Here is a 25,776-nt window from a genome sequence, read left to right on the forward strand (position 1 = left end):
TAATCACCTTTTCCTTTTATTTTATGCATTCTGTTTAATTAAAATACGCATTTCTTGTATCTCTTCATGTAAATCGATACATTCTTTTGAAAAATCTGTTGCTGTGATAGCGGCCATCATATGATCTTGTGCATGAGTCAAAAACATATTTGCTGGTTCTTCTGGATTGTTCGCAAATTTCTGTAAAATATCTGTATGATGCTGGTGTGCAATTTTCAGATTGCTCTTGCTTTCCTCCAACATTTTTTTGGCACCCTCTATTTCTCCACCTTTTGCTTCCTTGATTGCATTCATTGCCAGTGACTTGGCATTGCCAGCATACACAATAATTTGCATTACATCTGTCTCTGAAATCATTTGACATTCTCCTTTCAAACACTCGTTACGTTGTCATATTTATATAAGCAATAAACGTGCCAAACGATTAGAAAGGCTATGAAACAAGGTTCTCATCAAATGTGTTTCATATTTCCTAAAAAAAAACACATTCCAACCCAGCGATAAAACACATTGTCAAGAATAAAACACATGACTTTGACTATTTCATTTCACACCAGTATACTTAATCCATAGAACACAAAAACACATATTTATCAAAGGTCGGGGAAAAATGAAAAGAATCGATAAAGTGGCAGAATTACTACGCCAATATTCTGAAAAAACACCAGTCACAGCAAGTGAAATCGCAGAACAATTAAACATTACACGAGCAAATGTTAGTAGTGACTTAAATCAATTAGTTAAATTAGGCAAAGCAGAAAAAAATGGAACGAAGCCTGTTTTTTTCTTTTCAACTAATCCAAAAGAAAAAGCTGAAACGAATATCTTAGATGACTTCATCAAAAAAAGCCCCAGTTTGTTTCACTGTGGTGAACAGGCTAAAGCTGCTGTCTTATACCCGCCAAATGGCATGCATATTTTATTAACTGGCGAAACAGGTGTCGGAAAAAGTATGTTCGCCGAATTGATTTATACTTATGCAGTCTCTCAAAACAAAGTGAAAGCGGATTCTAACTTTGTTACCTTCAATTGTGCTGACTATGCCAACAACCCTCAATTATTGGTCGGCTCTATTTTTGGTGTTCTCAAGGGTGCTTATACAGGTGCAGAAAGTGATCGAACTGGCTTATTAGAAAAAGCCAATGGGGGTATCCTATTTCTTGATGAAATTCACCGCCTTCCTCCTGAAGGACAAGAAATGTTGTTTACTTTTATTGACCGCGGCGTTTATCGAAGACTTGGTGAGACCAGTAGTGAAAGACAGGCACAAGTACTACTCGTTTGTGCAACAACGGAAGATACCTCTTCCTCTTTACTACAAACCTTTATTCGTAGAATTCCAATGAGAATCGAAATCCCAAGCTTAATTGAACGAGGACTAGAAGAACGACTAGGCTTGATTGCAACTTTTTTCCAAATGGAGACTAAAAAATTAGGGACAGCGATAGAAGTTTCCACCAATACGATTCGAGCATTATTAGGCTATCATTGTCCAAATAATGTAGGTCAACTAAAAGCAGATATTCAGTTGCTTTGTGCAAAAGCTTATGCGCAATTTATTGCTCGACAAGAAGGAACTATTAAAATAGGTAGTTATGAATTACCACATTATATCCGTGAAGGTCTTTACAACAATGAAGACCGAAAAAAAATATGGTTACTTTTACCAAATATGAATGCTCGATTTTTTCTTTTTAATGAAGAAGAAACCACTCTTTTTTTACCTAAAGATACGCCGAACGGAAATGATATCTACCAAATCATTGAACAAAAAATGAATGATATGGAACGAATCGGTCTTGATTTTTCCCAAACTTCTGAGATTATCGATACCACGATCACTAATTACTATCGTTCATATGATAATGATTCAACAATCGATTTAACTAATTTAGAACAGATAGTCGGATCAGAAATTGTGGCAACTGCTAATAAAGTCTGTGAAAAAGCCTCTCGATTATTGAATGTTTATCTACCTGATAATGTTCGTTATGGACTCTCTCTTCATCTATATAACACGATTCAGAGAATAAAAAGAGGTCAGACTATCATTAACCCAAGAATCTCTGAGATAAAAAAAGAATATCCTAGACATTTTGAAACAGCACAGCATTGTCTTTCGGTTATTGAGACTGATTTTAGTATTCAACTACCTGAAGATGAAGTTGCCTTTCTTGCATTATTTTTTACAACCGATGAAAATAAAAGTAAAAAAAGAGCGAAGGTCGAAGTCATTGTTGTGGCTCATGGGGAATCCACGGCAACCAGTATGGCGACAGTTGTTAATAAGCTTTTGGGTGAACAAATAGCTGTAGGTTTTGATATGAGTCTTGACGAGAAACCGATTACCGCTTTGACCAATATACAAAATTATCTTTCTTCAAAAGAGCAGTTAAAAGACGTTCTTTTACTAGTAGACATGGGCTCTTTGATTAATTTCAGTGATGAATTAGAGAAAAAATTAAATATTCAAATCCGTTGTATTGAATTAGTTAGTACACTTCATGTCTTAGAAGCGAGTAGAAAAGCCTCTCTTGGCTATGGGCTAAATGAAATATTTGAAGCAACTATAAATATCAGAGGACTTTCTACTTATAAAAAACATTCAGAAGAAAAAAGTCCGTCGAAATTATATATACTCACTTTATGCACTACTGGAGAAGGATCGGCTCAAATGATCAAAAAAATGCTAAGTAGCCGTTTGAATTTGAGAGGTGCTGCTTGTGAAATTGTATCTTTACAAATCACAGATCAAAAATTACTTGAACGAACTGTCGCAAACTTAAGCCAATCTGGAAAAATAATCTGTACGATCGGTACGTTTCAATATCCTTTCACTGCACCGCATTTCTCAATTACTGATGCACTAGACGAAACAAAAACAGAAAAAATCCAATCACTTATCGATTATGAAATCGCCTTTGAAGGCATGCGTCTAAATATTGCAACTATGTTGGAATATAAAGATGGTGAGAATTTGATTCTATCGATTCGAGAATGGGTGGAAACGATGGCGGCAGAAATCAATCCTGCTATCTCTTATGAAATAAAAATTGGATTGTCTTGTCATATCGTTTGTATGATCGATCGTTTAAAACAAGGAAAAAATGTCAGTACTTTCCCGCAAACTTTAACATTTAAGGAAAAATATTCAAATGAAATTTCTATTGTTCAAAAAAATAGTCAATTTTTAGAAGCTTATTATGCCATTTCTATTCCTAAAGATGAAATCTTTTATATCACTGCTTTTTTTATGAGCGAATCGTTTATTTGATTTCCAGCTACAAAAACTATTACTATAACGATAGTAGATCGTTCGTTTGTATATTGAATTTATTAAATACCTAAAAATGTAATACTAATATTAGTAAAAACGCAGCATCTTCGAAGTTCTCAGAGATGCTGCGTTTTTTAAATTCTTCTATTCATACTCTTCTTCTGTAGCAAAATATTGATTATGAACGACCACAAATACAAGACCTATTAGAACCATAAAGGCAGCAAAATAAAAGGGTATACTTGTATTCCAAATTTCCGCTAGCTTACCAGCAATAAATGGCGCAATCGCTCCGCCAAAAAAACGAATAAAACTATAAGAAGATGATGCTACACTTCTTTCGATCTCAGGTATCTCCATAGCAATAGTTGTCAAAAGTGTATTGATCAGACCTTGGAAAAAGCCTGCCATGATAACACCTGCTGCAACCAATCCAGGTTTTTGGGCGCTGAAGCCAATAAAGAACAAACACGCAAAGAATAAAAATAATGCAAGTAAAATCGTACGATACGTATTGATCTGTTTTTCTAAAATAGGTGCAATGAATACCGATGCAATAGCTAATAATGCGCCCCAACCAAAAAAGACAAATCCAATTTGCATTTCAGAAAATCCTTCCAGTAAAAATGGTGCATATGCTAATAAGGTAAAGAAACCAAAATTATATAGTAGTGCAATAATGCCAACTGAACGTAATTTATGATTACCTAAAGCTTTGATCCCTGCCCAAAGAGTAACTTTTTTCTTTGGTTTAGCGATAGGAGTCAATAAAAGACCAATCGCAAAGCTTGCAATAAGCATCAAAGTAGCTACACCAAAAAATGGCATACGCCAAGACATGCTTCCTAATACACCACCAAGCAACGGACCAATAGCCATTCCAAGTCCCATAGATGCTTCGTACATGATAATTGCTTTCTCTGTTTGCCCGGCTAACACACCCACAATAGCTGATAAAGCAGTTGAAATAAATAAAGCATTTCCTAAACCCCAGCCCGCACGTAAATAAATCAGTCCTTCAATTGTTTCAGAAAAACCAGCTAAACATGAAAATCCTATAATGATAATAAGTCCAAAAATCAATGTTTTCTTTGCACCTATTCGACTGGAAATAAAACCAGTAAACAACATCATGACTCCTGTCACCAACATGTAGCTCGTAAACAATAAAGTTGTTTGAGCTGGCGTTGCATCTAATTGTCTAGCAATTGTTTTCAAAATAGGATCAACTAAACCAATTCCCATAAATGCAATCATACATGTAAATGCCACTGCATATGCCGATCGCAACCCCACCTTAGTTTCTATCTTCACTTGTTCCTCTAAAATACCTGTTTCTTCCATTTATTTCCCTTCTTTCTATAAAAAGATACTACAAAAAAATAAACATGTCAATATTTACATGTTTATTAATACACATATTTTTATGGTATAATAAAGAAAAAAATAAAAGGAGACTGGCTTCAATGAATACTCTTAGTTATATTTTACTTTGTATGTTAGTTAGAAAACCTTGTACTGGTTATGAATTAAAGCAATACCTTGCTCTTTTTTGGGAAGCCCATCACAGTCAAATTTACACTTCTCTGGCGAAACTTTTAAAAGACGAATATGTATCGGTAGAAACTGATGACACACATACACAAAAAAAGATTTATCATTTGACCAAAAAAGGAGAAGAAGTTGTTAATCTCTGGATTCAAGAAGAAACCAAGGAGCCCTCTCAAAAAGACGAATTTCTAGCTAAAATCTATGTTGCTTCTATTCTAGATAAACACACAGTCAAAGGGCTACTTTTTGAAAGAAGACAGCATCAGCTGAAAATTTTAAAGCAAAACCAAGAAAAGCAAGAACAAATAGAACAGTTGAGTGATCCTGTTGAACAGAACAGAAACTTTGGGCGTTTCCTTGTCATCCAAAGAAGAATACGTATTTGTGAAGAAGAACTGAGGTGGTGTCAGTGGGCTGAAGAACAGGTGGAACAACTATTCTCAAAAAAGCTTAGTATCTGATACTATTTGTGCACCAAAAAAGAGGAAAAACAACTCAGTGCCTTTCCTCTTTTTTACGTTTTCTTACGCATTATAAAACTTTTCTTCTTATTTTCAACATGATAACAGATAACATAGAAATAAATAGACCGAATACTATAGGCAACATATGGACTTGCTCGCCTGTTTTAGGAAGTACATGATTAGTATTCTTTTTAGTACTATTTTCATTTTTTAAATTGTTATCCATTTTATCTCCGAAGTTATCCTTATCAATACTGCTCTCATCGTTATTTTCCTCAACAAACACAAAAATGGTCATCGAAACTTGATCATAAGCATATGTTATTTCATACTTACCTGCTTTTGAGGTATCGACTTTTCCAGTAACGGTTATATCTTTGAAACTTAGCTGATCCCCCGCCTTATCTGTTGCCCCTTTGAAATTGTCTTCTGCATGCCAATTGTCACCAACATGAATAGTTGAGTCGTTAGCCTGAATACTAGCTAGGTTATCTTTGACAGTGACCGTTATTTTAATTGTAGCTTCACCATTGGTATAATCAACATTATATATCCCTGGTACTTTAGTATCTACTTCTCCAGATAGCATGGAATCATTATAAGATAATTCATTTCCATCCTTATCAGTTGCTGATACAAAACTGTCATACCCTTCCCAGTTATCTCCAACATAAATAAGAGAATCTTTAGCATAAATACTTTCTTTATTTTCTTTTACAATCACTTCAATTGTTTTTGATGATCTTCCATTTTTATAAGTTACAGGATACGTTCCAGGAATAGTAGTATTCACAGTATCTGCAGTCATATTAGCATTAAACTCAATACTCTCTCCATCTCTATTAGTAGCTGAGAGAAAACTATCTTTTGCTTCCCACCTATCATTAACATAAATGATAGTATCTTCAGCCTCGATCGTTTCTAGATTTTTTTTTACAGTCACTATGATTGTTTTAGACACGCTGTTATTTGTATACGTAACTTCATAGGTTCCTGGGAACTCAGTATTTACAGTATCAGTAGTCATAGCTGGATCAAATGAAAGGATATTCCCCTCTTCATCAGCAGCTGAAATAAAATTATCTCGTGGATTCCATTCGTCTCCCGTATAAATTGTAGAGTCCCTGACTTCTAACTTGGGCTGTTTTTCTGCCCAATAATAATTTCCCTTCATTGTTAAACCATCATATTGATTTGCTAATTCTTCTGATGTATAGACTATTCCTTCATGATCTCGTTGCCACTTTCCATAATAAGGTAAAATATTACTTGGAGAAGGTAATGTTACTCCATCTTTAAATTGAAAATTTTCGCCAAGATTAATATGTTTAAGTTCACTCATACGTGCAAACATTTCATACATATAAACTACCATACTTGTATCAAAATTAGATATATCGATACTATTTATTTGGCTACCACTAAACATATTATTCATATTTTTCACATTATTTATATAAAAACTGGATAAGTCTACACTATCTATTTGAGTCCCTGTAAACATTTCATCCATGTTTTTGACTTGAGCTGTTTCAAAGCTAGAAACATTTAAGTTCGTTATTTGACTCCAGCCAAACATAGCTGCCATGTTTGTCACTTGGCTTGTATCAAAATGAGATAGATCTAAACCATCCAAATCAAGACCACTAAACATACCACTCATGTCTGTTGCATTACTTGTATCAAAACGACTGATATCGAGGTTTTTTACTCCACTTCTCATAAACATACCACTCATATCTTCTACATGACCTGTGTCAAAGTTTGATAAATCTAAATGATCTATATTTTGCGTCCCAAAGAACATACTTCTCATATAAACTACATTGCTTGTATTAAAACTTGATAAATTTAAGTTTGTTAAACTGCTTGCGTAAGAAAACATGAATCCCATATCAATTACTCGGCTTGTATCAAAATGAGATAAATCCAAACTTACTAAGCTACTTGTATTTGAAAACATATCTCGCATTAGAGTAACATTACTTGTATCAAGCTCACCAAGATTCTCAACTTCGACAACTCGATCTAAATTTGAAAAAAGATTGGAAGAATTACTGCTAGCTTTGACAGGTCCATCAAAAACTATTTTATTAATTTGATTTCTATATGGAAACCAAGGTGAACTATTTCTAGTATTTATAAAGTCACCACTACCTATATGTAAAGCTCCAGAATTATCTATTTGCCATTTACTCGTTCCGAACATTCCTGAGGCAACAATTACTTTCCCACTTTTTTCTTCTTTTATTTCATTAGATACTTCAGGCACACTTCTTGAAGTATCTAATGTACTCTCTTTCTGAGGCATAACTTCTTCTGCTTCATTATCGTATGTACTGAATTTTTCTGAACTGTTTTCTATGTGTTGTTCTGCAGATTCATCTAGTTTATGCTCGTTGATCTCTTCGGCGCTTACAATGATTGGACTAATATAGCCAACTAGCAAGATAAATAAACAATAAACTCTTATTTTCCTCATAATAACCTCCTTTTAACCAATGTATTAAAATATTAAAAAACAAGCCAACGTTTCACCAACGTTGGCTTATCTTTTATACCGGCGGCCGGGGTCGAACCGGCACGCCCTCGCGGGCACTGGATTTTGAGTCCAGCGCGTCTGCCAATTCCGCCACGCCGGCATGAAATAAATTTGCAAGGCGGTAACCGGATTTGAACCGGTGATGAAGGTTTTGCAGACCTCTGCCTTACCACTTGGCTATACCGCCATATTATAAATGAAACATTCTCTATTAGAGAAAACTGGGGTAGCTGGATTCGAACCAACGCATGACAGGATCAAAACCTGTTGCCTTACCGCTTGGCTATACCCCAATATTAGAACTAAGGGCGACTGATGGGAATCGAACCCACGCGTGGCGGAACCACAATCCGCTGTGTTAACCACTTCACCACAATCGCCATAAAGCATATGATAATTTTAAAAGCTAAGGGCGACTGATGGGGATCGAACCCACGCATGGCGGAACCACAATCCGCTGTGTTAACCACTTCACCACAATCGCCATAAACTATTAACAGGGATAGTAGGAATCGAACCCACAATGACGGTTTTGGAGACCGTAGTTATACCGTTTAACTATATCCCTACTATGTAATGGAGGAAAGTGGATTCGAACCACTGAACCCTAAGGAACGGATTTACAGTCCGTCGCGTTTAGCCACTTCGCTATTCCTCCAAATGGCGCAAGACAGAATCGAACTGCCGACACACGGAGCTTCAATCCGTTGCTCTACCAACTGAGCTACTGCGCCAAAAATTAATAAAACGGTCTGGACGGGACTCGAACCCGCGACCTCCTGCGTGACAGGCAGGCATTCTAACCAGCTGAACTACCAAACCGTAATTTAATGGAGGTTGACGGGATCGAACCGCCGACCCCCTGCTTGTAAGGCAGGTGCTCTCCCAGCTGAGCTAAACCTCCAATAAATATAAATGACCCGTACGGGAATCGAACCCGTGATACCGCCGTGAAAGGGCGGTGTCTTAACCGCTTGACCAACGGGCCAATAAAAACTTAATACGGAGAGTAAGGGATTCGAACCCTTGAGACAGCGTTCACCGTCTACATGATTTCCAATCATGCTCCTTCGGCCTCTCGGACAACTCTCCAGAGTTAAAAGAAGCAAAATATTACTCATAAATCCTATATTAAGGAACTCCGGCAGTAGGACTCGAACCTACGACATCATGATTAACAGTCATGCGCTACTACCAACTGAGCTATGCCGGAATAATTAGCGTGGCGACGTCCTACTCTCACAAAGGGAAACCCTTCACTACAATCGGCGCTAAGAAGCTTAACTTCTGTGTTCGGCATGGGAACAGGTGTATCCTTCTCGCTATCGCCACCACACTGGGTGTTGTTGCTATTAAGTTGAGTGATTATTCACTCAAAACTGGATTGAAGTAGTAATCAAACATTCCGAAAAAACTTTTTTATTTCGTTTCTTTGGTTAAGTCCTCGACCGATTAGTATTGGTCCGCTCCGTACATCACTGCACTTCCACTTCCAACCTATCTACCTGATCATCTCTCAGGGGTCTTACTTTCTTAAAGAAATGGGAAATCTCATCTTGAGGTGGGCTTCACACTTAGATGCTTTCAGCGTTTATCCCTTCCCTACATAGCTACCCAGCAATGCCCTTGGCAGAACAACTGGTACACCAGCGGTAAGTCCATCCCGGTCCTCTCGTACTAAGGACAGCTCCTCTCAAATTTCCAACGCCCGCGACGGATAGGGACCGAACTGTCTCACGACGTTCTGAACCCAGCTCGCGTGCCGCTTTAATGGGCGAACAGCCCAACCCTTGGGACCGACTACAGCCCCAGGATGCGACGAGCCGACATCGAGGTGCCAAACCTCCCCGTCGATGTGGACTCTTGGGGGAGATAAGCCTGTTATCCCCAGGGTAGCTTTTATCCGTTGAGCGATGGCCCTTCCATGCGGAACCACCGGATCACTAAGCCCGACTTTCGTCCCTGCTCGACTTGTAAGTCTCGCAGTCAAGCTCCCTTCTGCCTTTACACTCTGCGAATGATTTCCAACCATTCTGAGGGAACCTTTGGGCGCCTCCGTTACTCTTTAGGAGGCGACCGCCCCAGTCAAACTGCCCACCTGACACTGTCTCCCACCACGATAAGTGGTGCGGGTTAGAGGGTTCATAACACAAGGGTAGTATCCCACCAGCGCCTCCACCGAAACTAGCGTTCCGGGTTCATCGGCTCCTACCTATCCTGTACATGTGGTACAAACACTCAATATCAAGCTACAGTAAAGCTCCATGGGGTCTTTCCGTCCTGTCGCGGGTAACCTGCATCTTCACAGGTACTAAAATTTCACCGAGTCTCTCGTTGAGACAGTGCCCAAATCGTTACGCCTTTCGTGCGGGTCGGAACTTACCCGACAAGGAATTTCGCTACCTTAGGACCGTTATAGTTACGGCCGCCGTTTACTGGGGCTTCAATTCTGAGCTTCGCCGAAGCTAACCCATCCTCTTAACCTTCCAGCACCGGGCAGGCGTCAGCCCCTATACTTCATCTTTCGATTTTGCAGAGACCTGTGTTTTTGATAAACAGTCGCTTGGGCCTATTCACTGCGGCTGACCGAAGTCAGCACCCCTTCTCCCGAAGTTACGGGGTCATTTTGCCGAGTTCCTTAACGAGAGTTCGCTCGCTCACCTTAGGATACTCTCCTCGACTACCTGTGTCGGTTTACGGTACGGGCAGTTGTTTTCTCACTAGAAGCTTTTCTTGACAGTGTGACATCAGGAACTTCGGTACTATTATTTCCCTCCCCATCACAGCTTGTCCGTATAGAGTAAAGCATTTGACTCTACTCAAGACTTACTGCTTGGACATGCACTTCCAGTCGCATGCATTCCTTAGCCTCCTGCGTCCCTCCATTGCTCAAACAAAAACAACTGGTACAGGAATATCAACCTGTTGTCCATCGCCTACGCCTATCGGCCTCGGCTTAGGTCCCGACTAACCCTGGGCGGACGAGCCTTCCCCAGGAAACCTTAGTCATACGGTGGACGGGATTCTCACCCGTCTTTCGCTACTCATACCGGCATTCTCACTTCTAAGCGCTCCAGCCGTCCTCACGATCGACCTTCAACGCCCTTAGAACGCTCTCCTACCATCACACCAGAGGTGTGATCCACAGCTTCGGTAATATGTTTAGCCCCGGTACATTTTCGGCGCAGGGTCACTCGACTAGTGAGCTATTACGCACTCTTTAAATGGTGGCTGCTTCTGAGCCAACATCCTAGTTGTCTGTGCAACCCCACATCCTTTTCCACTTAACATATATTTTGGGACCTTAGCTGGTGGTCTGGGCTGTTTCCCTTTCGACTACGGATCTTATCACTCGCAGTCTGACTGCCGAATATGAATGAATGGCATTCGGAGTTTATCTGAATTCGGTAACCCGAGATGGGCCCCTAGTCCAAACAGTGCTCTACCTCCATCATTCTTAACTTCGACGCTAGCCCTAAAGCTATTTCGGAGAGAACCAGCTATCTCCAAGTTCGTTTGGAATTTCTCCGCTACCCACAGCTCATCCCCGCACTTTTCAACGTACGTGGGTTCGGTCCTCCAGTGCGTTTTACCACACCTTCAACCTGGCCATGGGTAGATCACATGGTTTCGGGTCTACGACTACATACTCATTCGCCCTATTCAGACTCGCTTTCGCTGCGGCTCCGGCTCTTCACCTTAACCTCGCATGCAATCGTAACTCGCCGGTTCATTCTACAAAAGGCACGCCATTACCCATTAACGGGCTTTGACTTGTTGTAGGCACACGGTTTCAGGATCTATTTCACTCCCCTTCCGGGGTGCTTTTCACCTTTCCCTCACGGTACTGGTTCACTATCGGTCATTAGGGAGTATTTAGCCTTGCGGGATGGTCCCCGCGGATTCCGACGGAATTTCTCGTGTTCCGCCGTACTCAGGATCCTCCTAGGTGTTGCCAACATTTCGTCTACGGGGCTATTACCCACTTTGGCGAACCTTTCCAGATTCTTCGACTATCTTGACAGACTACCACAACGGAGTCCTACAACCCCAACAAGCAAGCTTGTTGGTTTGGGCTCTTCCCGTTTCGCTCGCCGCTACTCAGGGAATCGAATTTTCTTTCTCTTCCTGCAGGTACTAAGATGTTTCAGTTCTCTGCGTCTACCTCTAACCAGCTATGTATTCACTGGCAAGTAACATCCTATAAAAGATGTTGGGTTTCCCCATTCGGAAATCTCTGGATCATAGCTCACTTACAGCTCCCCAAAGCATATCGGTGTTAGTCCCGTCCTTCATCGGCTCCTAATGCCAAGGCATCCACCGTGCGCCCTTATTCACTTAACCTTATGACCTTACGGTCAGTTTGTTTGGTTCGTTTCTCTAGCGATAGAGGCGTCACCAATAAAATAAGCATTCGAACTATTTTAATTAAAAAACTCATTCAACGCGGTGTTCTCGGTTTGTTTTGATTACTTTTTTACTTCAATATCCAGTTTTCAATGAACAATTCTAGTAACCCATTGGTTACTAATGGAGCCTAGCGGGATCGAACCGCTGACCTCCTGCGTGCAAAGCAGGCGCTCTCCCAGCTGAGCTAAGGCCCCGTGGTACTTATTAATTTGAGAGTAAACCTCTCAAAACTGAACAAAGTGTCGACGAATGTGTAAGTTTCCGTAATATTCCTTAGAAAGGAGGTGATCCAGCCGCACCTTCCGATACGGCTACCTTGTTACGACTTCACCCCAATCATCTATCCCACCTTAGGCGGCTGGCTCCACAAGGGTTACCTCACCGACTTCGGGTGTTACAAACTTTCGTGGTGTGACGGGCGGTGTGTACAAGGCCCGGGAACGTATTCACCGCGGCGTGCTGATCCGCGATTACTAGCGATTCCGGCTTCATGTAGGCGAGTTGCAGCCTACAATCCGAACTGAGAGAAGCTTTAAGAGATTTGCATGACCTCGCGGCCTAGCGACTCGTTGTACTTCCCATTGTAGCACGTGTGTAGCCCAGGTCATAAGGGGCATGATGATTTGACGTCATCCCCACCTTCCTCCGGTTTGTCACCGGCAGTCTCGCTAGAGTGCCCAACTGAATGATGGCAACTAACAATAAGGGTTGCGCTCGTTGCGGGACTTAACCCAACATCTCACGACACGAGCTGACGACAACCATGCACCACCTGTCACTTTGTCCCCGAAGGGAAAGCTCTATCTCTAGAGTGGTCAAAGGATGTCAAGACCTGGTAAGGTTCTTCGCGTTGCTTCGAATTAAACCACATGCTCCACCGCTTGTGCGGGCCCCCGTCAATTCCTTTGAGTTTCAACCTTGCGGTCGTACTCCCCAGGCGGAGTGCTTAATGCGTTAGCTGCAGCACTGAAGGGCGGAAACCCTCCAACACTTAGCACTCATCGTTTACGGCGTGGACTACCAGGGTATCTAATCCTGTTTGCTCCCCACGCTTTCGAGCCTCAGCGTCAGTTACAGACCAGAGAGTCGCCTTCGCCACTGGTGTTCCTCCATATATCTACGCATTTCACCGCTACACATGGAATTCCACTCTCCTCTTCTGCACTCAAGTCTCCCAGTTTCCAATGACCCTCCCCGGTTGAGCCGGGGGCTTTCACATCAGACTTAAGAAACCGCCTGCGCTCGCTTTACGCCCAATAAATCCGGACAACGCTTGCCACCTACGTATTACCGCGGCTGCTGGCACGTAGTTAGCCGTGGCTTTCTGGTTAGATACCGTCAAGGTAAGAGCAGTTACTCTCCTACTTGTTCTTCTCTAACAACAGAGTTTTACGATCCGAAAACCTTCTTCACTCACGCGGCGTTGCTCGGTCAGACTTTCGTCCATTGCCGAAGATTCCCTACTGCTGCCTCCCGTAGGAGTCTGGGCCGTGTCTCAGTCCCAGTGTGGCCGATCACCCTCTCAGGTCGGCTATGCATCATGGCCTTGGTGAGCCGTTACCTCACCAACTAGCTAATGCACCGCGGGTCCATCCATCAGTGACACCCGAAAGCGTCTTTCAAATCAACACCATGTGGTGTCGACTGTTATGCGGTATTAGCACCTGTTTCCAAGTGTTATCCCCCTCTGATGGGTAGGTTACCCACGTGTTACTCACCCGTCCGCCACTCCTCTTTTCAAATGAGTGCAAGCACTCGGTAGAAAAGAAGCGTTCGACTTGCATGTATTAGGCACGCCGCCAGCGTTCGTCCTGAGCCAGGATCAAACTCTCATAATAAAAGTTGAACACAATCCGAAGATTGTTAAGCTCATTTGTTTGCTAGCATATTGCTTCGCTTTGTTAAAAATTGTTGTTTGTTTTTACCGTTGTAAAAACAACCTACACATTTGGTTCGTCTTACTTTGTTCAGTTTTCAAAGGTCTACTGTGTTACCTCGCAGCAACTTTTACATCATATCAAATCTTCGATTTGATGTCAACACTTTTTTTTAAAAAAAGTTTCAAAGTTTTTTCTGCTTGATGTTATCGAATGTTTCGCGACAACTTCATTAGTTTATCAGGTTGTTTGTTATTTGTCAACAACTTTATTCCTGAATTTTCAAGTTTCTTTAGCTGTTTTATTTCAACAACTTTGTTATTCTATCATGATTGTATCTCACTCGTCAAGAGGAAAAAAAACATTTTTTTCTCTCTTATATTTATAAAGTGCAATCACAAGAACATGTATAAATATAACAAGTCTTATCGCAAAAAGCAACTAGAAAATGCCTATTTTTTATTCTTTTTTTCTTTAGCGAACAAATCTCTTCAACTTCATCTAAGCATTCGCTTTTTCCGCTATGTTGCAAATCATAACAGTTAGATTATTCGCTTAAAGAAAAAAGCAGGAGCTTACCTGCTCCTACTCTACTATTTCACCTTTATCTACTATCGGAATATAAATTCGGAATATCGTGCCTTGATGGACAACACTTTCGGCATCTATTCTTCCTTTGTAGTTCTCTACTAGTTGCTTGGCGATCGACAGCCCTAGGCCATTCCCACCTTTATTACGAGCGCGCGCTTTGTCAACGCGATAAAAGCGATTGAATATTTTCTCCAAGTCTTCTTCTGGTATCCCTTCACCAAAATCTTGAATAGCAATTTCAAACTCATTCAACGTTTTCGAAATAGAAATATGGACTTCTTTCCGTGTTGTTGAATATTTCACCGCATTATCTAAAATGATAATCAGCAGTTGTTCAAAATGATTACGATAAATACCTAAAGTTACTTCGTGCAATAAGTCATCATCTAAAGTGATAACAAAATCTGGATATAGTATTTTAAAGTTATTGAACACTTGGTACACTACTTGCTTCGCATTTGATGTGTGGTTTGAATACTGAACGTCTACTTGTTCCGCCCGGGATAGGTCCAACATTTCTTGAACTAAGCTCTTCATACGAACTATTTCTTGCAAACTGGCTTCTAAAGATTCATCCAAAACTTCTGGGTCTTCTTTCCCCCAACGATTCAGCAAACTCAAATGACCTTCAATAATTGCAACTGGTGTACGCAATTCATGAGATACATCTTCTACAAACTGCTCTTGTTGTTCAATATAGCGCCTCATCCGATCTAACATTTCATTAAAGATTTCTGCAAGATCAGCTAACTCATCATTTGAATGGATATCTGGCATATGAATATCTGATTGAGGATCTCTTCTAATAGTATCCATTGTGTCCCTTAACACTTTCAATGGTTTTAAAAAGTATGATGATAGGATAAAACCTAGAATACTGCTTAAAATCAATGAGATTATTTCTAGTACAAACAATGTCAACAATAAACGATTTCTAATATCGTAAAAAGAAGATAACTCATAAAATGCTTGGATATACCCGACGATCTCTCTATTATCTTTTGAACGAACAGGCTGAATCATCAAAAAACCCGTCTTATCCCCCATTGTTTTAATCTCAGCAGATTGTTTTTCTTTTTTTAGCAACTGATTTTGCACTTTCTGTGTTTCAAATATCAGTGTTCCTTTCGTATCATAGACCGAAAGGAATAAGGCAGGTTGCCCTAATTCAGAAATCATGCTATCCATTTCCATCAATGATCCTTCTACAGAAAGTTTTTTGCTGTCCAGGTCATTCTCATTAACACTTGGGGTCTTTAATTTTTCATAAACATCTGAGATCGTCAAATTTTCTGCTGCATTAGCTAATCGGTTGCCTACTTCAGCGACCGTTCTTTCTACATTTTCACGTTCTTTTTCAACAATCAAATTAACGGATGATTTATAAGTAATCACAGCGAATATAGTGAATACAACAAATATGAAGAAAGAACTTGCAGAAGCCCACTTGATTGTCAAAGAAGGCCCCTTCAGTTCTTTTTTTGTTGCTTTTTTCATTTTTATTGATTTCACGAGCGCATCACATAACCTGTTCCACGAACAGTTTGAATGTAACTCTCCTCGCCTGGAACATCAATTTTATTACGTAGATAACGGATATAGACATCGACAACGTTTGTTTCGACTTCTGTTTCGTAACCCCAGACTTTATTTAATAGTACATCACGGGCTAGGACAACATTTACATTTTCCATTAAAGTTAGAAGTAATTCATATTCGCGTTTTGTCAATTCGATCATCTCTGAATTGCGGCGCACAACGCGGTTTTCTTTTTCGATTGTTAAATCACGATATGTGATCGTTGTTTGCTTCGCTACATTTTTGTCACCTTCGATATCGATTCGGCGAAGCAATGCGCGTAAACGCGCTAATAATTCTTCAATAGCAAATGGTTTAACAATGTAGTCGTCTGCTCCATGATCTAAGCCAGAGACACGATCAATCACAGAATCACGCGCAGTCATCATAATAATTGGTGTGTTTTTCACTTGGCGTACACGGCGACAAACTTCAAGTCCATTCAATTCAGGCAACATCAAATCTAAAAGGATAGCATCCCAATCATTATTTAAAGCCGCTTCTAAACCAGTACGTCCATTGTAGTGAACCTCTGTCGTGTAACCCTCATGTTTCAGCTCCAACTCTACAAAACGCGCTAAGTTCTTTTCATCTTCAATAATTAGAATATTACTCATTGGTTATTTGTCCTTTCTCTTTAAAAGCTATCTTAAAGCCTACCTATTATACCCACTTTTAACTCAAAAAGCTAGTAACAACCTGTTTTCTCCTTAATAACAGACAGAAAACCATGAGAAATCTTTGGATCCCATGGTTTTCCAACTTATTATTCTTCGTTATACCAACTATAGTGGTAAGTGCCTTCTTTATCAGTACGTTGATACGTATGAGCACCAAAATAATCTCTTTGAGCTTGAATCAAGTTTGCTGGCAAACGCTCTGAACGATAAGAGTCATAATAAGCAATCGCTGAAGCGAATGTTGGAACTGGTACACCGGCTTGAACAGCGATCGATACCACATCACGAACAGACTGTTGATATTTTTTCGTAATATCAATAAAGTACTCATCTAATAATAAGTTTTCGATTGTCGGATTTTTATCGTATGCATCTGTGATTTTTTGTAAAAATTGAGCACGGATGATACAACCTGCGCGCCAGATTTTAGCGATCTGACCGAACGGTAAATCCCATTCGTAATCTTCAGATGCAACACGTAATTGCGCAAAACCTTGCGCGTAACTCATGATTTTACTAAAATAAAGAGCTTCACGAATTTTTTCGATCAATTCCTTTTTATCGCCTTGATAAGCAGGAGCTTCAGGTTTTGCCAGTACTTTACTTGCTTTTACACGTTCCTCTTTATATGCAGATATGAAACGAGCAAATACAGATTCTGTAATCAGTGGTAATGGGACACCTAAATCTAATGCACTTTGACTTGTCCATTTACCAGTTCCTTTATTACCAGCTGCATCCATAATCACGTCAACGATTGGTTTGCCAGTTCCTTCATCATCTTTGCGTGTTAAAATATCTGCTGTGATTTCTACAAGGTAACTATCTAATTCGCCTTGGTTCCATTCATTGAAAATCTCAGCCATCTCATCAACGGAAACACCAAGGATATTTTTCATTAAGTCATAAGACTCAGCAATCAGCTGCATATCACCGTATTCGATTCCATTGTGTACCATTTTAACATAATGCCCCGCACCATTTGGACCAATGTAAGTAACGCAAGGTTCACCATCTTCAGCTTTCGCTGAAATTTTTTCTAAAATTGGCGCTACTAATTCATACGCTTCTTTTTGACCACCCGGCATGATTGAAGGTCCTTTAAGCGCACCTTCTTCACCGCCTGAAACACCCGTTCCGATAAAATTGATTCCTGAATTAGCTAATTCTTCATTTCTACGAATTGTATCTTTAAAGAATGTATTCCCGCCGTCGATCAAAATATCCCCTTTATCTAAATGAGGCAATAATTCTTGAATCGTCGCATCTGTTGCAAAACCAGCTTGAACCATCAACATAATACGGCGAGGTTTCTCAATAGAGTCTACAAACTCTTCAATTGTATAAGTCGCTTTAAAATTTTTATTTGGATGTTCTTCAACGACATCCGTTGTTTTTGAACCTGTACGATTAAATAGAGCAACTGAATATCCTCTACTCTCGATATTTAGGGCTAAATTTTTCCCCATTACGGCCATTCCGACTACGCCAAATTGTTGTTTTGTCATCTTGTATCCTCCCACTATCTTAGAAAAGAACTTCATTAGAACTTTCTTATAATCTACATCATTATAACGTAGAATGCTTGATATGAAAACAAAATAGTTCGAATAATTCCATTTATTCTAGTTTATTTTTTATAATTTGGACAATTACAGAGAAATGTCAATCAAAATACTTCTCACTAAATTAAAATAAATCCCCTAGGCTCCATGGTTAGCCTAGGGGATTTTAACATTTTCTAAAAAATGTTTTATGCTTCTTTAGAGATTACGTCTTTTCCATCGTAATGACCACATGCTGGACATACGTGATGGCTTTTTCTCATTTCACCACAGTTTGAACATGCATTCAAACCTTTGATAGTTAATTTGTAATGAGTACGGCGTTTGCCCTTTTTAGCTTTTGAAGTTCTTCTAGCTGGTACTGCCATTGGTGTTCCACCTCCTTGTAAAGATGTGTGCATAAAATGCACGGTATATTCCAATCTTACTAGTTATCGTCATCTTCAGTTGTTTCATTGAATAATTCGGATAATTTAGCAAGACGAGGATCCATTGTTTGTTGTGCTTCAACTTGTCTTTTCTGTTCGTACGCTTCTTCTAATAGAACTTCCCAGTCATTGCCTTTTGGCATATCTTGACTTGTTTGTTCTTCTTCTGACAACACTTGAATTGGAATAGACAAAAGAATGTTATCTTCGACGGATTCATCTAAATCAATTGTTGGTTTTTCCAACAAAATAATTTCTTCATCTGCCAAACGTTCATCTCTTTGCTGATATTGTTCAGGAGTCATAAAGACTTCATCCACATCAATTGCGAAAGTAAGAGGAACAGGTGTTAAAGAACGTGAAGATGGAACTGTTACAATAACATCAATTCTATAGTGAAGCAGATACTCTTCTTTTCCTACTGTTAATATCCCGGTTGCTTTAACAGGACTAACATCTAGAATTAGATTGTCTCTTTTCATCAAAGACGCTTTTAAATCTAGTGTCTCTGAAAAATCACATGGTTTGTCTTTGTATTTATTTAGTTCTAGTAAAGACCATTTCATATTCATCACCTCATAACGCAACAAAAGCAATTATACAAGGGTTTGAAAGCTTTGTCAATGAAATTTTCTTGACAGTGTTTTCTTCTTTCATCTTTTTTCAAGCTCCCCTATTCTATTCTTGATTTTTAATGGTAAAATAAGACAAAGGAGGAGCTAGTATGAAAGCTTTTGAGTTTAAAAACGTCTCTTTTATTCGGGATAAAAAGACATTGTTAAATAACGTGAACTGGTCTGTTGACACTTCTGAAAACTGGGCTATTCTTGGATTGAATGGTGCAGGCAAAACACTTCTTTTACAACTGATTTGCGGCTACTTATGGCCGTCTAAGGGGCGTTTAGAAGTGTTGGACCAAGTATTTGGTCATGCTTCAATACCAGAGTTACAGCGCCGGATTGGTTGGGTTAGTACTGCTTTGCAGTATCGAATGAAAAATCACGAGACCGCCGAAAAGATTGTTCTTTCAGGTAAATTTGCTAGTATTGGCATTTATCAGAACTATACCGAAAAAGAATTAGAGCAAGCCAAAAACATTTTAAGAAATGCTGGCGGTGAGTCGCTCCTCGGTAAAAAGTATGAAGTATTATCTCAAGGAGAACGTCAACTTGTCTTGATTTCCAGAGCTTTAATGACTGATCCGGAATTATTGATTTTAGATGAACCTTGTAATGGTTTGGATTTATTTGCTAGAGAAAAGCTCTTATCTCAAATCCAACAGATCGCTGAGCAAAAAAATCATCCAACCTTGCTTTATGTCACCCATCATACTGAAGAAATTCTGCCATGTTTTAATCATTTGATGCTGCTAAAAGATGGAGAAATCTTTGCCAAGGGAACACAAGCAGAACTATTTAACGAAGAAATATTCGCAGACTTTTATGCTGAACCAATCCAAATCATTCCGTTGAAAGAACAACGCTTTGCTGTTTATCCTATATAAAAGGAGCTAGTCAAACAAAAAAGTTAGAGCGAGGCTCTAACTTTTTTTGTTCGTCAGTACTAAGACTTACTGGATACTGTCGCCTTTTACTTCTGTTTGTTTGAACGTTTCAATTGCTGTTAGGAATTTTTCTCCGTATTTATCTAGTTTATTTTGCCCTACACCTTTTACTTGTAGTAACTGAATCGAATTTTTAGGTAGTTTTTCACACATTTCTTTCAAAGTGCTATCTGAAAAAATCAAATATGGCGGCACACCTGCTTCCTGCGCCAAATCCATCCGTAACTCTCTTAATGTTTCAAACAGTCCATCATTGACCACAACTTTCCGAACACGCTGATCTTCTTTTCTAAATACCGTCTGTTCCCCTAAAAGCACCTGAACTCCAGTTGGTGAAACGGATAGCAACGGATATTGCCCATCAGATGGATTTAAATATCTTTCAGCTGTCAGATAGTCAATCAATTGATTGACTTCTTTCTGCGTTCGATCTTTCATTAATCCATAAGTAGGTAAGCGATTAAAATGCCATTGATCGATTTTTTGGTCTTTTGAACCAGTCAATACTTTTCCGACTAAACCTTTACCAAATTTTTCGCCCATTCGTTTTACACACGACAGCACTTTTTGAACATCAACAGTAATATCCACTAATTCCCGCTCGTCTAAACAATTAGAGCAGCGCCCACAATCATGACCTTTTTCTCCAAAATAGCGTAAAATAAATTTTTGCAGACACATCTGAGCATTAGCATATTGGGACATCTCTCTTAATTTCATGTATTCTTTTTGTTTATAATCAATCGTCATTTCTGATTGATCAATAAAAAATTGCTGGATTTGTAAATCTTGTGGCGCATACAATAAGACTGCGTCACTTGGCAGACCATCTCGACCAGCCCGACCTGCTTCTTGGTAATAAGATTCAATATTACCTGGTATCTGCGCATGAATAACAAAGCGGACATTACTTTTATTGATTCCCATACCAAACGCATTCGTTGCCACCATAACTTGCAATTTATCGAATAAAAACTCTTCTTGATTATGATTACGTTCCTTCTCATTCATTCCACCATGATACATTCCTACTGCTATCTTTTTACTTTGAAGTAAATGATAAATTCGTTCCACTTCTTTTCTAGTACTAGCATAAACTATACCAGATTGGCCTTGATTCAATTTCAAGTATTCTAGCAGAAAAACATCGCGGTTTTGATCTTTTACAACTTGGAATGATAGATTCTCTCGGGCAAACCCCGTTTGCACTTGATTTTCTTTGGGAATATGTAATTGTTTAAGGATATCTTCTGCTACTTGAGGTGTTGCTGTAGCAGTTAAGGCAATCACTGTTGGCTGCTGTTGGAACTGTTCAATAATCTCCGCTAAGCGCAGATAGCTTGGACGAAAATCATGTCCCCATTGCGAAATACAATGCGCTTCATCCACTGCCAACAAATCAATTGGAACATGTAATAACAATTGCTGAAAATCAAACGATTCTAAACGTTCAGGCGCTACATACAAAAGCTTTACTTCACGATTAACTGCCATTTGGACACGTTTATTCATTTCTTGTTGCGAAATTGTACTATTGATGAATGTCGCTGGAATTCCCATCATATTTAGCGCATCAACTTGATCCTTCATTAAAGAGATCAATGGCGATATCACTAGCGTTAAATTTTCCAACATCAGAGCAGGTAATTGATAACAAATTGACTTCCCGCCACCAGTCGGCATAATTCCTAAAACATTTTCTTTATGCAAAACATGATTGATGATATCTTCTTGCCCTTGACGAAATTCATCATATCCAAATTTTTCTTTTAGTAAACCTTTGCTATCAATCATGAAATTCTCTCCGTTCTTTGCGTCTGGTTGTTATTTTAGCATGCGTTATAGTGCAATTCAAGGGAGGATTCACTCCGCCGTGAAACAATATTCCCCATGTGAAACATATTGCCACGTTCGTTAAAATTCAAAACCTTTATTTATCAAGGTTTCTATATTAAGATACGCATTTTTCCCCTTATCCATTAAAAGTTATCCACAAAAAAAGAGACAAGACTTTTTAAAGTCTTGTCTCATCTGCTAGCTTAGATGAAGAGCCAAACCAGATTATTCAGCTACTTTTTTCTTTTTACTTGCTTTTTCACGTTCGTTTTTATTAAGAATTTGTTTTCTCAAACGAATGCTTTCAGGTGTTACTTCACAATATTCATCTTCATTCAAGAATTCTAGTGATTCTTCTAATGTAAGGATTTTTGCTTTTTTGATAACTGACGTTTGGTCTTTATTGGCAGAACGAACGTTGGTCATTTGTTTTGCTCTTGTGATGTTTACAGTTAAGTCATTATCACGGTTGTTTTCACCGATGATCATACCTTCATAAACATCAGTCGTAGGTTCTACAAAGACTGTTCCACGTTCTTCAATACTCATAATACTGTAAGTAGTTGCTTTACCAGTATCGATCGAAACCAAAGCACCTTGATGACGTCCGCCAATTGTTCCTTGAATCATTGGTAGATATTGATCAAAGGTATGGTGCATAATACCGTATCCACGAGTCATTGACAAGAATTCAGTTGTATAACCGATCAAACCACGAGCTGGTGCTAAGAAAATCAAACGAATTTGACCGTTACCAGTGTGGATCATATCTTGCATTTCACCTTTACGTAGGCTTAATGATTCAATAACACTACCCATATATTCTTCAGGAGTATCGATTTGAACACGCTCAAACGGTTCGCATTTTACGCCTTCAATTTCACGCTCAATAACTTCTGGACGAGAAACTTGTAATTCGTATCCTTCACGACGCATATTTTCAATCAAGATTGATAAATGCAATTCACCACGACCAGATACTGTCCAAGAGTCAGGACCGATTGGTTCTACACGTAACGACACATCTGTTTGTAATTCTGACATTAAGCGTTCTTCGATTTTACGAGAAGTGACATATTTACCTTCACGACCAGCAAATGGAGAGTTGTTTACTAAGAATGTCATTTGCAATGTTGGTTCATCAATGTGTAAAATCGGTAAAGCTTCTTGATGCGCCACGTCAGCAACTGTTTCACCAACGAAGATGTCTTCCATCCCAGAAACGGCAATCAAATCGCCTGCTTTTGCTTCATTGATCTCAACACGTTGTAAGCCAAAGAAACCAAATATTTTAGTAACACGGAAGTTTTTCACGCTGCCATCTAATTTCATCAAAGCAACTTGATCTCCGACTTTCATTGTTCCACGGAACACACGACCAATCCCAATACGTCCTACGTAATCATTATAGTCTAATAATGATACTTGGAATTGTAATGGTTCATCTGAGTTATCAACTGGCGCTGGTACGTGTTCAATGATTTGGTCAAAAATCGGTGCCATTGTTGGCTCTTGATCTTCAGGTTTATCAGAATCACTTGAAGTTCCATTTAAAGCAGATGCATAAATAACTGGGAAGTCCAATTGATCATCATCCGCGCCTAATTCGATAAATAATTCTAAGACTTCGTCAACAACGTGCTCAGGACGTGCTGAAGGTTTATCAATTTTATTTACAACAACGATAGGTGTTACTTTTTGTTCCAATGCTTTTTTCAATACGAAACGAGTTTGAGGCATTGTTCCCTCGTATGCATCGACAACTAAAACTACGCCGTCTACCATTTTCATGATACGTTCTACTTCACCACCGAAGTCCGCGTGTCCAGGAGTGTCTAAAATGTTGATACGAGTGCCTTTGTAATCAACTGCCGTATTTTTAGCTAAAATCGTGATTCCACGTTCGCTTTCAATCGCATTTGAATCCATCGCACGTTCTTGTAATTGCGTGTGTCCATCTAAAGTATCTGATTGTTTTAAAAGTTCATCTACTAATGTTGTTTTACCATGATCGACGTGGGCGATGATGGCCACGTTTCTAATATCTTCTCTGTATTTCAATGTAATTGCTCCTTATCCTTTTGCCTTACGTCACTTGTTCATTAAATCCGACTGTTTATTATACCAAATTTTTTTCATGAAATATAGTCTAAAGCTTTCAAAAGTTATGAAAACTTCATGTTTTATTGCCTTTTTTTGAAAAAATAACATATTTACTGAAAAAAAGCAATGTTTTCTATCAAGATTGTCCTACTTTTTTATCAAACAGTTCGTTTTTCTTTCGTGTATATCAGAAGCTATGTTTCTATTTTTAAATAAAGTTTTCCAGAATTTCTGCGTAAGCTGTAGGCGTTGCAGCTAAAAAATATTCACGCTTAGTAAATGTTAATGGATTTCCTTCTATATTAGAGTACTTAAATCCAAACTCATCCAACAAGACCAATCCAGCCGCATAATCCCAAGGGCTAAGATTTGAAATGTAGCCGATATGATTCCCTTTAAGCATTGCGATCAGTTCCACTCCAGCACATCCACTGACTCTGATTCCCATGCTCGCATGGCCAATTTCTCCAGCTGAATGAATATTTTTCCCATACATATAAGCATTCATCCCCAATAAGCCTTTTGATAAAGAAACATCACTTGGTTGTACTAGCTTTTGCTCATTCAGAAATACTCCGCGGTTCTTCCCACCCCAGTACAACTCATCTTTCATTACATCGTAAATGAAACCTAATTGTCCAATGCCTTCTTCAAAAACAGCAATCATAATACAAAAGTTTTCCTGTTCCATCACAAAATTCATCGTACCATCAATTGGGTCGATGATCCAGACACGACCAGTTAGAGAATCAATTGTATCATACCCTTTTTCTTCAGCTAAAATGCGATCATTAGGATAATATTGGTTTATTTTTTTAATAAAGAATGATTGTGTTTCTTCATCGATGTTTGTAACTAAGTCCGTTCTGCCCGACTTTTGAGAAACCGTCAGTTCATTGGTCAAGCTCACGCGAATGTATCCTGCGGCTTCCATCAACCATTTTTTGATTTCAATGATCATTTTTTCCGTTGTCATTTTAATCAGCTCCTAGTTTCAATTTACCTGACTCTTGTTTCTTTGCTTGTTGGAGTGTTCGGTATAAAGAATAACCAGACGCTTTTTGAAATTCATTTCCTAAACGTTTTTCTTCCCCAATACTTTTAACTACCGTTTTAAATTCTTTATACGTACTTAAAAAAGCTTTGGTGTCGATTCCTGTTTCATTTGCTTGTTCTACCGCTGACCAAAGATTGGTCACAATCACCATCTCATCTGTTGTCCAGTCCAGATCTAAAGGATATTGATAATCTTTCATGTCTTCACCTCATCTTTTAGTTTATCACAGGCTAAGAAAAATTTTCTATAGTCT

The 25,776-nt window shown here is 39.1% G+C and carries 15 protein-coding genes, 14 tRNA genes and 3 rRNA genes; 3 read left to right on the forward strand and 29 right to left on the reverse strand.

Annotation, left to right across the window (positions count from 1 at the left end; all coding sequences use genetic code 11):
- Nucleotides 1-21: 21 nt before the first annotated feature.
- Nucleotides 22-357, reverse strand: coding sequence for a PTS lactose/cellobiose transporter subunit IIA (locus AC4BB7_RS10240; protein ID WP_490482953.1), 336 nt, complete (start codon nucleotides 355-357; stop codon nucleotides 22-24).
- A gap of 253 nt (nucleotides 358-610) precedes the next feature.
- Between AC4BB7_RS10240 and AC4BB7_RS10245 the strand changes: the two genes are divergently transcribed.
- The gene (locus tag AC4BB7_RS10245) at nucleotides 611-3,274 is read left to right on the forward strand and encodes a sigma-54-dependent transcriptional regulator (RefSeq protein ID WP_490482954.1); all 2,664 of its coding nucleotides are present in this window, start codon (nucleotides 611-613) and stop codon (nucleotides 3,272-3,274) included.
- Nucleotides 3,275-3,421: 147 nt separating this feature from the next.
- Here the strand turns inward: AC4BB7_RS10245 and AC4BB7_RS10250 are convergent, their stop codons facing one another.
- Complete coding sequence (locus tag AC4BB7_RS10250) at nucleotides 3,422-4,621, reverse strand: MFS transporter (RefSeq protein WP_490482955.1); 1,200 nt, start codon at nucleotides 4,619-4,621, stop codon at nucleotides 3,422-3,424.
- Nucleotides 4,622-4,743: 122 nt separating this feature from the next.
- Between AC4BB7_RS10250 and AC4BB7_RS10255 the strand changes: the two genes are divergently transcribed.
- The gene (locus AC4BB7_RS10255) at nucleotides 4,744-5,289 is read left to right on the forward strand and encodes a PadR family transcriptional regulator (RefSeq protein ID WP_086313426.1); all 546 of its coding nucleotides are present in this window, start codon (nucleotides 4,744-4,746) and stop codon (nucleotides 5,287-5,289) included.
- 70 nt (nucleotides 5,290-5,359) lie between these two features.
- Here the strand turns inward: AC4BB7_RS10255 and AC4BB7_RS10260 are convergent, their stop codons facing one another.
- From AC4BB7_RS10260 to AC4BB7_RS10370, 23 genes are all read right to left on the reverse strand, one after another.
- Nucleotides 5,360-7,774 (reverse strand): bacterial Ig-like domain-containing protein, encoded by a 2,415-nt coding sequence (locus tag AC4BB7_RS10260; RefSeq protein ID WP_490482956.1) that lies wholly within the window; start codon nucleotides 7,772-7,774, stop codon nucleotides 5,360-5,362.
- Between the two features lie 76 nt (nucleotides 7,775-7,850).
- Nucleotides 7,851-7,934, reverse strand: a tRNA-Leu gene (locus tag AC4BB7_RS10265).
- Between the two features lie 16 nt (nucleotides 7,935-7,950).
- Nucleotides 7,951-8,021 (reverse strand) — tRNA-Cys (locus AC4BB7_RS10270).
- A gap of 34 nt (nucleotides 8,022-8,055) precedes the next feature.
- A tRNA-Gln gene (locus tag AC4BB7_RS10275) sits at nucleotides 8,056-8,127 on the reverse strand.
- 14 nt (nucleotides 8,128-8,141) lie between these two features.
- Nucleotides 8,142-8,214 (reverse strand) — tRNA-His (locus tag AC4BB7_RS10280).
- Nucleotides 8,215-8,245: 31 nt separating this feature from the next.
- Nucleotides 8,246-8,318 (reverse strand) — tRNA-His (locus AC4BB7_RS10285).
- A 13-nt stretch (nucleotides 8,319-8,331) separates the two neighbouring features.
- Nucleotides 8,332-8,402: transfer RNA gene (locus AC4BB7_RS10290), tRNA-Trp, on the reverse strand.
- 9 nt (nucleotides 8,403-8,411) lie between these two features.
- Nucleotides 8,412-8,492, reverse strand: a tRNA-Tyr gene (locus tag AC4BB7_RS10295).
- 3 nt (nucleotides 8,493-8,495) lie between these two features.
- Nucleotides 8,496-8,568, reverse strand: a tRNA-Phe gene (locus AC4BB7_RS10300).
- Nucleotides 8,569-8,582: 14 nt separating this feature from the next.
- Nucleotides 8,583-8,656 (reverse strand) — tRNA-Asp (locus tag AC4BB7_RS10305).
- Nucleotides 8,657-8,665: 9 nt separating this feature from the next.
- A tRNA-Val gene (locus AC4BB7_RS10310) sits at nucleotides 8,666-8,738 on the reverse strand.
- 12 nt (nucleotides 8,739-8,750) lie between these two features.
- Nucleotides 8,751-8,822: transfer RNA gene (locus AC4BB7_RS10315), tRNA-Glu, on the reverse strand.
- A 15-nt stretch (nucleotides 8,823-8,837) separates the two neighbouring features.
- A tRNA-Ser gene (locus tag AC4BB7_RS10320) sits at nucleotides 8,838-8,926 on the reverse strand.
- A 47-nt stretch (nucleotides 8,927-8,973) separates the two neighbouring features.
- Nucleotides 8,974-9,047, reverse strand: a tRNA-Asn gene (locus tag AC4BB7_RS10325).
- A gap of 7 nt (nucleotides 9,048-9,054) precedes the next feature.
- Nucleotides 9,055-9,170 (reverse strand): 5S ribosomal RNA (gene rrf, locus AC4BB7_RS10330).
- A gap of 96 nt (nucleotides 9,171-9,266) precedes the next feature.
- Nucleotides 9,267-12,178, reverse strand: a 23S ribosomal RNA gene (locus AC4BB7_RS10335).
- 187 nt (nucleotides 12,179-12,365) lie between these two features.
- Nucleotides 12,366-12,438: transfer RNA gene (locus tag AC4BB7_RS10340), tRNA-Ala, on the reverse strand.
- Between the two features lie 83 nt (nucleotides 12,439-12,521).
- Nucleotides 12,522-14,082, reverse strand: a 16S ribosomal RNA gene (locus tag AC4BB7_RS10345).
- The 16S, 23S and 5S rRNA genes sit together here with 14 tRNA genes alongside, the layout of an rRNA operon.
- A gap of 624 nt (nucleotides 14,083-14,706) precedes the next feature.
- The gene (locus AC4BB7_RS10350; RefSeq protein ID WP_490482957.1) at nucleotides 14,707-16,209 is read right to left on the reverse strand and encodes a HAMP domain-containing sensor histidine kinase; all 1,503 of its coding nucleotides are present in this window, start codon (nucleotides 16,207-16,209) and stop codon (nucleotides 14,707-14,709) included.
- 11 nt (nucleotides 16,210-16,220) lie between these two features.
- Complete coding sequence (locus AC4BB7_RS10355; protein WP_010765234.1) at nucleotides 16,221-16,907, reverse strand: response regulator transcription factor; 687 nt, start codon at nucleotides 16,905-16,907, stop codon at nucleotides 16,221-16,223.
- Nucleotides 16,908-17,056: 149 nt separating this feature from the next.
- Nucleotides 17,057-18,478, reverse strand: a complete 1,422-nt coding sequence (gene gnd / locus AC4BB7_RS10360; RefSeq protein WP_086313428.1) for an NADP-dependent phosphogluconate dehydrogenase — start codon at nucleotides 18,476-18,478, stop codon at nucleotides 17,057-17,059.
- Nucleotides 18,479-18,723: 245 nt separating this feature from the next.
- Complete coding sequence (rpmF, locus tag AC4BB7_RS10365) at nucleotides 18,724-18,903, reverse strand: 50S ribosomal protein L32 (RefSeq protein ID WP_010763436.1); 180 nt, start codon at nucleotides 18,901-18,903, stop codon at nucleotides 18,724-18,726.
- 59 nt (nucleotides 18,904-18,962) lie between these two features.
- The gene (locus tag AC4BB7_RS10370; RefSeq protein WP_490482958.1) at nucleotides 18,963-19,529 is read right to left on the reverse strand and encodes a YceD family protein; all 567 of its coding nucleotides are present in this window, start codon (nucleotides 19,527-19,529) and stop codon (nucleotides 18,963-18,965) included.
- Nucleotides 19,530-19,687: 158 nt separating this feature from the next.
- Between AC4BB7_RS10370 and AC4BB7_RS10375 the strand changes: the two genes are divergently transcribed.
- A complete protein-coding gene (locus tag AC4BB7_RS10375; RefSeq protein WP_490482959.1) occupies nucleotides 19,688-20,467 on the forward strand; it encodes an ABC transporter ATP-binding protein in 780 nt (259 codons plus the stop codon).
- 66 nt (nucleotides 20,468-20,533) lie between these two features.
- On the opposite strand, the gene recQ is transcribed toward AC4BB7_RS10375, so the two are convergent.
- The 4 genes from recQ to AC4BB7_RS10395 all read right to left on the reverse strand — a co-directional run bounded on the left by recQ (nucleotide 20,534) and on the right by AC4BB7_RS10395 (nucleotide 25,722).
- Nucleotides 20,534-22,321, reverse strand: coding sequence for a DNA helicase RecQ (gene recQ, locus AC4BB7_RS10380; RefSeq protein WP_490482960.1), 1,788 nt, complete (start codon nucleotides 22,319-22,321; stop codon nucleotides 20,534-20,536).
- Nucleotides 22,322-22,588: 267 nt separating this feature from the next.
- Nucleotides 22,589-24,424, reverse strand: coding sequence for a translational GTPase TypA (gene typA, locus AC4BB7_RS10385; RefSeq protein WP_086313432.1), 1,836 nt, complete (start codon nucleotides 24,422-24,424; stop codon nucleotides 22,589-22,591).
- A gap of 250 nt (nucleotides 24,425-24,674) precedes the next feature.
- Nucleotides 24,675-25,442, reverse strand: a complete 768-nt coding sequence (locus AC4BB7_RS10390; RefSeq protein WP_490482961.1) for an inositol monophosphatase family protein — start codon at nucleotides 25,440-25,442, stop codon at nucleotides 24,675-24,677.
- Between the two features lies 1 nt (nucleotide 25,443).
- Entirely contained in the window at nucleotides 25,444-25,722 is a 279-nt protein-coding gene (locus tag AC4BB7_RS10395; protein ID WP_490482962.1) for a UPF0223 family protein, read from the reverse strand.
- Between the last annotated feature and the right edge of the window lie 54 nt (nucleotides 25,723-25,776).

The sequence above is a fragment of the Enterococcus sp. AAFC-DPL-5182 genome (genome assembly GCF_058216605.1).